This is a genomic window from Bacteroidota bacterium (genome assembly GCA_018692315.1).
Classification (GTDB): Bacteria; Bacteroidota; Bacteroidia; order Bacteroidales; family JABHKC01; genus JABHKC01.
This window is the reverse complement of the sequence record JABHKC010000081.1, coordinates 22551-33525: the sequence shown is the minus strand read 5'-3', so window position 1 is coordinate 33525 and position 10975 is coordinate 22551. Positions and strand designations below refer to the sequence as shown.

Here is a 10975-nt window from a genome sequence, read left to right as displayed (position 1 = left end):
TTAGATAATACTATTAATCCAAAGTTTCTTGAAATATTTTTTAACTCTGAAATTGGACAAGCACAATTTGATAAAAATAAAATAGGTGCAATTATGGGTAGTTTATCACAAGAAGCTATTCGTGATTTAAAAATACCTTTTCCTGCCCAAGAAATTCAAAATAAAGTTATTGAATTATATTCAAACTATATTCAACAGAAAAAACGAAACGAAGCCGAAGCCAAAAAACTTTTATCAAGTATTGATGATTATTTGCTTGGGGAGTTAGGAATAAATTTACCTGAACCACCTGAAAATACTTTGGATAATAGAATGTTTACGGTTTCATTAAAAGAAATTTCGGGTGGTAGGTTTGACCCTAAACTGTATGATAATAATACACAAGCAATAAGAAATGCAATTAAAGGAACTGCTTTTAATAAAGTAAAATTAAAAGAATTAGTTGCTCATAGTGTAGCAGGTGATTGGGGAAAAGACGAAAAAGTAGAATTAGTTGATTACAAACGATGCTTAGTTATTAGAGCAACTGAATTTGATAATTTGTATAATCTTAATCTTGACAATTCACGTGTAAAATATCGTTTAATAAATTCTGACAAATTAGAAAAAATTGATATTCAGGTAAATGATTTGTTAATTGAAAAGTCAGGAGGAAGCCCAGACCAACCAGTTGGCAGGATTTCAATTATAACAAAAAATATTTTAAAAACACATCAAATAGGATACAGTAATTTTATTCATAAAATTAGGGTTGATAATTTAAAAATCAATTCTGAGTATTTGTTCTGTTTCTTGAAAACAGTCCATAATATAAAATTAACTGATGCAATGCAAAGTCAAACAAATGGGATTAGAAATTTAATAATGTCGAACTATTTTAATCAAATAATACCATTGCCAAAAATTGAAAAGCAAAAAGAAATAGCCGAGCATATTTCAGAAATAAGAGAACAAGCACAAAAGTTAAAAGATAAAACGGAAGAGGCATTGAAAGAAGCGAGTAAGGAAATTGAACAAATATTATTGAATTAATTATGATAGTGAAAAGCCATACACATTTGCAATTCACACAAGCCAACGCTTGTCCAAAATTGCAAAAAAGTATGTCTTGCCAACACTGAAATAGACGTATATGAAGAAAATCTGTGTAACACCCAAGAACATAAAAGCAAGCTAAACCTACCGAGTCGGGCTCTTACCAACGCTCGCGCCACTTCTTAGTTTTCGGATTGAAATCGTATTGATATTCGTGCTTATACCTGTTATATTTTTTAGTATTTGGTAGTTTGTATGAAAGAATAATTTCATGAGAACCACTATTGTGTTTTCTCAGGGGAGAAATAACGAGATCATATGAATATGCTATTTTATATTTTTCGAAAAATCGGGCTCCCAGCAGAATTATTATTGAATCGTCATATCTGTACGAAATACCAGTGAGGTAATTATCCATAAATTTTACATTCAAATTAAAATCTAATTGGGAAGGACTACCAGGAGCTTTATAGAACATAAAAGAAGGTTCAATTTCGATTGTTAGAATATTGTGCATATAACCGGCTGTAATGTAATAATGCCTTGAAAGAGGGATTAATCCTTCTTTGTTTTCATCCATGAAAATTTTAATCTTGGATTTTAATAACTGAACGGCAGAAATTCCAAAATAGAAACTGCTTCCATGAATATATGTGCCGAATGATATGTCGGGTTTCCAAACATTATCAGCAGAAGTTAATGATACGGCATTGTCGTTTTGTTCGTGAATGGAAATTTCTCTTCCATCAATTCCATATCGTAGAAAATTCCCACCCAAACCAAAAGATAAAGCAAAAGCATCGAAATTTATATGATGAGCGTAAGAAAGGTTCAGGCTTAAAGTCTTGCTTGGCCCAATAGCATCGCCAATTATATAGGCTCCCAAGCCCATCAGCCTGTTTATTTTGCCATGAATACTTACAGATTTTGTGGTTGGTGCATTTTCAAAACCTACCCATTGATTTCTGTAGTGCATAATAAGTTCAGGATTCATTTTGCTACCTGCATATGCAGGATTATATTGCAAAACATCGATCATTCGTTGGCTAAATTGCGGCAATTGTTGACTCAACGAAATATTTGAGATTAATAAAAATAAATAAAGTAAATATGTTTTTTTCATTATCTGATAATTGTAACTGTTCCTTTTCTCAATTCTTCATTAGGAACTCCTAAGTCTAAAATATATATGTATGTTGCAGCCGGACAATCTTTGTTTTTATATTTGCCATCCCAATCGTTTTGGTAGTTTATTGCTCTATAAATTTCGTTTCCGTTACGATTATAAATTTCGAGAGTGCAATTCACATATGCTTCAATATTTTCAATATACCAAGTGTCGTTTACTCCATCGCCGTTTGGTGTAAAGGTATTATATATCTCAATATCAGGTAAGGGACGTTCAACAACGATAATTGTTATTTGGTCGCTTTTTTCACAACCAAACTCATCTGTAACCACAACATTATAGTCCGTTGTGGACGATGGCGATGCAACTGGGCTAATTGCGTAAGGATCATCAAGTCCTGTACCCGGATTCCATACATACGAAAGATTTGTTAAACCATTTTCATTTAATGTAAAGCTTTCATCGTCGAAAATTGTAATGTCTTCTCCCAATTCTATCAACGGTGAAGCATAAACTGTTAAATTGAAGGTGTCGCTTGCTTCAAAACATTCGTTCATCCCAATAACAGTATAGGTACCGGTCATACTCACTGAAATAGACTGGGTGGTATCTCCGGTTGACCAATATATACTGTTTGCGTTCTCGCTGTTAGCAAAAAGCATTGCAGAACTTCCTAAACAAATTCCTGTATCATTTCTCAAATCTACACTTACGATATCAATTACATTTACCAAAATAGAATCTGATAAAGAAAGACATGCATCTTCTACCGTTACTGAATATACACCCGATGAGTTTGCAGTTATCAAGTAATTTATTTCTCCATTTGACCAAATATAATCAGCATTCTCGACAAATCCTGCGTTAATTTCTATTTCATCGCCAAAACAGATAGTTTGGTCTTCACCAAGTTCGATAGTAAAAGCAGGAATAACTTCAAGAGAAACAGAGTCGATAGCTTCGCCACACCTATTTGAAACGCTCACAAAATATGTATTTTCAGTTTGCACTGAAATGCTTTGAGTAGTTGCACCTGTTGACCAAATATATTCTAAGCCCGGATTTTGGACTTCGATAAAAAATGTTTCTGATTCGCATATAACAGTATCATTGCCAAGTTCGACTGTTGGAATTTGAATAAATTCGATAACAACTGTGTCGGTAGAATAGCAATTATTACTATCCGAAACTGCTACCCAATAAGTTCCGGCTGTTGCTGTATAATATGTACTACTTCCGGTTCCATTGTCCCAAACAACCGATTCGTAAGTTTCTAATAATTCAAAAGTAATATCTTCGCCCGGGCATAATAAAGTATCGTTTCCAATATTGAGGTTGGGAGCCGGCAATATGCTAATTAATTGAAATACAGTGTCCGAAGAGTTGTCAAAATTTCTTATCAATGTTACTGAAAATTGCCCGGGAGCACTGAAAACATGAAATGGTTCAAAAAGTGTTGAGGTATTTGCGGATCCTGATGCAGGGTCTCCGAAATTCCATAAAACCGAAATTACGTTTGAAACATCTGATATGAAGAAAAAAGTTGAATCGCCAAAACAAATATTCTCGAAAGTGAAGCGAGGGTAATTAAAAAATGATTGAATAAAATTTGGTAAGCCTTTTCTGCTTTTTTCACCTGATAGATAAATTCCGTCATCCAAATAATTGCATGCAGTTCCTAAAATATTAGGATTATTTATCACACCGAGATAGTAGCTATTCATTCTTGCAACATAAATTTTACTGTTTGGACCAATTTGTAAGGCTCCGATATTTCCACTTAAAGATTCTCCTATCAAAGTACTGGAATTTAGGATATTACTAACTGAGCCTGCCTGCAAATCAAGTTGATAGATCTTATTATTACCATCGTATGTACCAATATAAAATTTTGTTCCGTCTGGCGAAAATTCAATGCCATAAGGATATGTATATGTTGGAGATTGCAATGTGATAGGATTCGATATTTCACCAGTTGTGCTGTTTAGGTCGAACAATTCGAAGGTATTTCCGAATGCAGAAGTGGCTATGGCAAGTTTAGTACCATCCGGCGAGGCTTTCATCTGCCCAATGCTAATATCGGAATAATTATTTGTTCCAGTATGATTGATGCCAACAGCGCTGGTTATTGCCGGATTAATTCCATTTGAACCAACCTTAAATGAGTAAAAAATATTTGTATTTCTTTCGTGTGTAATTACCCAAAAATCTGTACCATTGTTATGTTTTATTGCCGTAAGCTTTTCGGTGGTTGGTGAAATGAGCAAAATATTTTTTGTGCTGGTAATATCGCCCAATCCTCCATTTAAATTCATGTCAATTTCAGAATATCTTAAGCCGTTTGAGCTATTGTAAACATCGTTTGTTAAAATATAATAAATATTTGACGAGCCGGGTTTCGGGACTATAATGCTCGACTGTGTTGCTGACGCATGACCCATTAATCCGCTTCCATTCGGCATGATATTATGATTTTTATCCCAAATAGTCATTCCGTCAGAATAGAAAAGCAAATCGCCATTTGCATCAGAAATGCAAGAACTACCACCATGTGAACTTATCTGTCCGTCCGTAAGGGCAGTAGGGAATCCAGAATTGAAATCAAGACCTGCATTTTTGCCAAAATACCAGATATTACCCTCGTTTTGCGAATATCCCCAAAAACAATTGAATAATAATAAATACAGTAGTATCTTTTTCTTCATAACTCAAAACTCATAATACACTAAAACTCTTTTTCTTCCAAAATCTTACCTTTATCAAAAAAAACTTCTTTGACTCTTTTTCCATCAGAATTCCAGAATGTCCATTTTTTATCCGATTTGCTATCTGTATAGAAGCCTGAGTATTGCTTTTGTCCGTTCTCAAAATATACGGTAGTTTCGCCATCTCTTAAACCATTTTTGAAATAGCCTCTGCTCCATACATTTCCATTTTCGTACCAATAGGTCCATTTTCCGTGTTTCAAATTGTTTTCAAATTCTCCCTCTTCTTCTTTTTCTCCATTTTGGTAAAATCTAATATGTTTAACCAGATTTTTTGTTGTATCTGTAGTTTCATAGAATTCTACATATTTTGGCAAACCATTAGAGTAGGTGTTAATTATTCTTTTCTCAAGATTTCGAGAACATGAAAGCAAGAACATGGCAACTGCAATAAAAATCAACTGAACAATATTTTTCATAACCAACAATTTTTTCGCTACCAAAATACAAATAAGTTTTTGAAACAAAACAGAAAAAGCAGGAATGAAAATGTACTATCAAAAATTACAAGAACTTTCAAACTTATTAAATTCCATTTTATAAGTGTTGAAGCGATTATTCTTCCGAAGAATTGTATTAAGAAAAATGAAAATATTAGAATTCCATTTTTGTTATAATGTCTTGCATTCTCAATATTTCCTTGTACAATTTCGCTGAAACTATGAGACAAACCACAGCTTGAGCAAGGCTCTCCAGTGATTTTTTCATGGAAACATATTACAGGGTAATTATTTTTATCGGGAGAAAAAATTGCTGAATAAACAAACACAAATGAAATTATCGCAGTGAAAATTAGATTTACAATATGATAGTTTCGTTTTGAGAGATTTTTATTTGAAGTCAATTGAAAATGGTGAAATTTTTTAATATTAAACAAAATGTATTTGAACTTATTACAATGTGCCGATTTCTACATTTTTTGTTCAATTTGTTTTTCCAGTCTTCTTATTTTTTTTCTCATTCATTTTTTTTCTCATCAATTTCTTGAACATCTTTTACAAACTCTTTTACAGAATTTTTAATTTCATTAGTTGCTTTTTTCGCACTTTCTTTTAATTTTTCTTTTTCCTCCATCGTGAGTTTGTTGCCATCGATTGTAATATTGATTTCGTCGAGATCTATGGAATCGAGTTTGTCCTCAAGATTTTTTGCAAGTTCGTCAAGTTCATCTATATTACCTAAGTCCTCTTTTTTGAAATTTACATTTTCGTGCTGAATAATGAAATCCCTTTCGTTTGCAACCCTAATGAAAAATAGTCCCCAAATACTAGCTACTATTACCGAAACTATCGAAATTACTAAAGCAGCAATTATCAGTCCTTTAGGACTATTAGATTTGTTAGCTTGCACAAGTCCTAATGCGCTAAAAATGATTGCAAAAATACCAGGTAAGATTGCTATTATTCCAATACAAGGGATAAAAGCAAAAATAAAAGCTAATACTGCAAAGATAAAACCAATTATTCCAAATGTTTGCCCAGAATTTGTACCGTTCAAGCTGTTCATATTTAAATATTTTTTCAGTTCAAATATATAAATAATTTATTTGTTGAATATCTTTCTACTGAAATTATAAACTTATGGGATTTAAATATCAAAGTATTACATTTTTAGAAGTCGCCATAAATGACTCAAAATATTCCACCAACTTTTGGTATGTTACTAAAACAATCTGATGAAAACATAGAAACCCTTGTTTTTACAATATTTCTTAGTATTTTTGAATGGTAAAAAAAAAGATATGAGGAATAAATATTTTTATTTGATTCAAACGATTTTGTGGACAGCGGTTATTGCTGTATCTCTTTTTTGGAATATCGGTACATTACGGAAAAGTACTGATAGAATAGTAGTTAAAGAAGCTAAAACTTTCATTGATATGGTAATGACTACAAAAGTTTGGAATCAGAGCCATGGAGGTGTATATGTTCCAATTACCGAAAAATCGCAACCAAACGAGTATCTGAAAGTTCCAAATAGAGATATTTCGATTGACTCTTTAGGATTGAATCTTACATTGGTTCACCCTGCTTTTATGTTCAGGCAACTTTCCGATATAGCTAACTCAAAGAAAGGTACACATTTCAGAGTAATTAGTCTGGACCCAACAAATCCAATAAATATAGCTGACGATTGGGAAAAAAAAGGACTAAAAACTTTCCAAAAAAAAGGTGATAATTTCATGGAACTTATCGAAAACGACTCTGCAAAATTTTTCAGATATATTAGCCCACTTTTTGTTCAAAAAAGCTGTTTGAAATGTCACGAGCACGAAGGCTATAAATTGGGAGAAATTAGAGGTGGTATTAGCGTAACAACAAATGCTGAAAGTCATTTTGAGATATTAAAAGACGGAAAAAGAAATTTGATAATTGTGCATATAATTGCTTTTATACTTGGCATTTCTGCTACAGTTTTTTTTAGATATTATTCTAGAAAGCAATATAATTTAATACAAATTAAAAATGTTGAGCTCGAACAACATGAAGAAGAACTGAAAACTACAAATGAAAATTTACAACAATATCACGAAGAACTGATGACAACTAACGATTGTCTTGTCGAGGAAAGGGAAAGGGCAGAGAATGCTAACAAAACTAAAAGCTTATTTCTTGCAAATATGTCTCACGAAATTCGCACACCAATGAATGGAATTATTGGCATGGCAGATATCCTTAAACAAAGCGAGCTTCAAGAGGAGCAAAAAGAATACGTAGATATAATTATAAATTCAGCCGATAATTTAATCGATATTATAAATGATATTTTAGATTTTTCGAAAGTAGAAGCAGATAAAATTGAATTGGAGCACATTGATTTTTCAGTTAATAAAGTAGTTGAAGAAATTTGCGACTTGCTTGCTTTGAAAGCCTCAAGCAAAAATCTTCCGCTAATAACTTTTATTGATCCAAAAATTCCAAAAGTTATTTGCGGCGATCCTGTCAGATTAAAACAAGTAATTATAAATTTAATAAATAATGCAATAAAATTTACCTCCATAGGAGAAATTCTTATTTCATGCGATTTAGTTGATTTGGGAGAAAAGAGTGTAAAACTACTTTTTAAAATAAAGGATAGTGGAATTGGAATTTCTCGTAAAAACCAAGACAAATTGTTCAAATCTTTTTCTCAGGTCGATATTTCAACAACCAGAAAGTACGGTGGTACAGGTTTAGGTTTAGTAATTTCTCGGAAACTTGTAGAAAGAATGGGTGGCGAAATTGATGTAAAAAGTGAGGAGGGAGAAGGTTCAACATTTTGGTTTACAGTACTCTTAGATATATCTGACAAAGAATCCATTTCTGAAGAAAACTCTTTTGAAAAATTAGAAAAACTTGAGGTATTAATTGTAGATAATAATAAAACGAATCTTAAAATTTTCAGCAAATACCTTGAGTACAAAAACTGCATATATCAAACTGTTGATAATCCAATGGAAGCGATTGAAATTATAGAGATGAAAAAACAGGCAAAAAGTAAATTTGATATAGTTTTGATGGATTGTCAGTTGCCTGATATGGATGGCCTTCAACTTGCTCAAAAACTAAAAGAGTACGATTTGGTTGACGAAACTCATCTAATACTTCTTACCTCTGTATGCAATCTGCTTACGAAAAAAGAAATCAAGGAAAAAGGTTTTGCTGCTTCTTTAAGCAAACCTATAAAAATCAATCAGTTATATAAGGTTATGACTGAAATAATTAGCATGAAAAAAGCAGATATGATCAATACATCTGAAGATAATATTGAAAAAGAAAGCAAAAAGAAAAAAGCTATTAAAATATTGTATGCCGAAGATAATCTTATAAATCAGAGAGTTGCAACAATAACTTTGGGCAAGATGAATCAAATACCAAAGATTGCCGATAATGGCGAAATTGCCATCGAAATGTTCAAGAAGAATAAATATGATATTATTTTAATGGATATTCATATGCCTGAGAAAGACGGACTTGAAGCTACTAAAATTATTCGTTTGATAGAGCAGGAACGCGATGAAAAAAATCCGGTATTAATTGTTGCGGTAACAGCAAACGCCATTAAAGGAGACAGAGAAAAATGCCTTGATGTTGGGATGGATGAATATATTAGCAAGCCTTTCAAACAGGAAGAATTAGAGAAAATATTTGCAAAGTTTGGCTTGTAAAAACAATTTTAGAATTGACCAACAAATAGATGTTTTTTGCAAAAAGAAATTTTTTCTTAAATAAACAGTTAATTTTGCAGTTTTACATTTTTAATTATTATTTATTAACCAATTAAATTCTAATATTTTATGAAATCGTTTTTGAAATATACATTAGCAACAATTGTTGGATTTATCATCACAACATTTTTAGTGTTTTTTATTTTCATGGGAATAGTTGCATCATTGATGCCAAAAGAAGAAGTAGTTCATGTAAAGAAAAAATCAATTTTACATATAAAATTAGATTATCCAATTAAGGAACGAACTAGTAACAATCCATTAGAAACATTTGATTTAGAGAAGTTTGAGAAAATAAATAGTCTCGGACTAAACGATATTTTGAAAAATATTCAAAAAGCTAAAGCAGATGAAAGGATAAAAGGAATTTTGCTTGATATTTCGCAAATACAAACAAATATTGCAAATATTGAAGAAATAAGAAATGCCCTGATTGATTTTAAGGAATCTGAAAAATTTATTTATGCTTATGCTGATTATTATTCACAAAGTTCGTATTATCTGGCTTCTGTTTCAGACAAAATTTACATGAATCCGCAAGGAATTATTGAGTATAAGGGAATTGGATCTGAGCAGTTATTTTTTAAAGGTGCTTTAGAAAAACTTGGATTAGAGCCGCAAATAATCCGACATGGAAAATTTAAAGCTGCCGTTGAACCATTCATGCTCGACAAAATGAGCAATGAAAATCGTTTGCAAACAGAAAAAATTATTAATTCAATTTGGGATGATATAGTCGAAGGGATATCTTCTGAAAGACAAATTTCTATTGAAGATTTAAATTCATATGCCAATAATTTGACAATAAGAAATGGTGAAACAGCAGAAGAAAATAAAATTATTGATGGTATGAAATATCGCGATGAACTAAGCGAAGAATTGAAGAAATTAGCAGATATCGGTGCTAAAAAAAGCATTAGATTGATAGGCTTAAATAAATATTCAAAAACACCTGCAAAGCGTGAATATAAAGGATTTGCAAAAGAAAAGCTCGCAATAATTTATGCCTCTGGCGAAATTGTTATGGGCTCAGGTGGAGACGATCAGATTGGTTCTGCCGGCTTATCCGAAACTATCAGAAAAGCAAGAAAAGATAGTTCTATAAAAGCTATTGTTCTTAGAATTAATTCTCCAGGTGGAAGTGCTTTGGCTTCAGAAATAATTTGGCGTGAAGTGAGTTTGGCAAAGCAAGCAAAACCGGTAATAGTTTCGATGGGTGGAGTTGCTGCTTCAGGAGGATATTATATTGCATGTCCGGCTGATAAGATTATTGCTGACCCAAATACAATTACAGGCTCAATTGGAGTTTTTGGCTTATTGCTTAATTCGGAAAAATTCCTAAACGACAAATTAGGAATTACAGTGGATAGAGTTACTACTAACGAATATTCCGATATTGGCTCATTTACTCGTAAATTGAAAGATAAAGAAAGAGCGGTAATTCAGGAGAGTATAGAGGAAATTTACGATGTTTTTGTAAATCATGTTAGCGATGGAAGAAATATGACCTGGGAGGAGGTTGATAATATAGGGCAAGGTAGAGTTTGGAGTGGAATTAATGCAAAAGAAATTGGCTTGATTGATGAGTTCGGTGGTTTGCAGGACGCAGTAGAAATTGCAAAAAATGCTGCAAATCTTGAAAAATTCAGAATAGTTGAGCTACCTGAACAACAAGACCCATTTGATCAATTGTTGAAAGAAATTACAGGCCAAACAGCCAATATGTTCTTGAAAAACAAATTTGGAAAATCCTACGAGTATTACCATCAAATCGAATCAATTTTAAATATGGAAGGTGTGCAAGCTCGCCTACCATATCATTTGGAAATTAAGTAATTA

The 10975-nt window shown here is 32.2% G+C and carries 8 protein-coding genes; 3 read left to right on the top strand and 5 right to left on the bottom strand.

Going from position 1 to position 10975, the window contains the following annotated elements:
* Positions 1-1032 (top strand): restriction endonuclease (locus HN894_06670; GenBank protein ID MBT7143004.1); only part of this gene is annotated, 1032 nt, incomplete at its 5' end.
* 163 nt (positions 1033-1195) lie between these two features.
* Here HN894_06670 and HN894_06665 read toward each other — a convergent pair.
* The 5 genes from HN894_06665 to HN894_06645 all read right to left on the bottom strand — a co-directional run bounded on the left by HN894_06665 (position 1196) and on the right by HN894_06645 (position 6435).
* Positions 1196-2158: a type IX secretion system membrane protein PorP/SprF gene (locus HN894_06665; GenBank protein MBT7143003.1), complete on the bottom strand. Its 963-nt coding sequence runs from the start codon at positions 2156-2158 to the stop codon at positions 1196-1198.
* Positions 2158-4869 carry a T9SS type B sorting domain-containing protein gene (locus HN894_06660; protein ID MBT7143002.1) on the bottom strand — a complete coding sequence of 904 codons (2712 nt, stop codon included), beginning with the start codon at positions 4867-4869 and terminating at the stop codon, positions 2158-2160. Before HN894_06660 ends, HN894_06665 begins: the two co-directional genes overlap by 1 nt.
* A gap of 20 nt (positions 4870-4889) precedes the next feature.
* Positions 4890-5348 carry a hypothetical protein gene (locus HN894_06655; GenBank protein MBT7143001.1) on the bottom strand — a complete coding sequence of 153 codons (459 nt, stop codon included), beginning with the start codon at positions 5346-5348 and terminating at the stop codon, positions 4890-4892.
* 17 nt (positions 5349-5365) lie between these two features.
* Positions 5366-5773, bottom strand: a complete 408-nt coding sequence (locus HN894_06650; protein ID MBT7143000.1) for a DUF2752 domain-containing protein — start codon at positions 5771-5773, stop codon at positions 5366-5368.
* A 113-nt stretch (positions 5774-5886) separates the two neighbouring features.
* A complete protein-coding gene (locus tag HN894_06645) occupies positions 5887-6435 on the bottom strand; it encodes a hypothetical protein (GenBank protein MBT7142999.1) in 549 nt (182 codons plus the stop codon).
* Positions 6436-6670: 235 nt separating this feature from the next.
* Between HN894_06645 and HN894_06640 the strand changes: the two genes are divergently transcribed.
* Together HN894_06640 and sppA are read left to right on the top strand one after the other, a co-directional pair.
* Positions 6671-9076: a response regulator gene (locus tag HN894_06640; protein MBT7142998.1), complete on the top strand. Its 2406-nt coding sequence runs from the start codon at positions 6671-6673 to the stop codon at positions 9074-9076.
* 129 nt (positions 9077-9205) lie between these two features.
* Complete coding sequence (sppA, locus tag HN894_06635) at positions 9206-10972, top strand: signal peptide peptidase SppA (GenBank protein MBT7142997.1); 1767 nt, start codon at positions 9206-9208, stop codon at positions 10970-10972.
* The last annotated feature ends 3 nt before the right edge of the window (positions 10973-10975 follow it).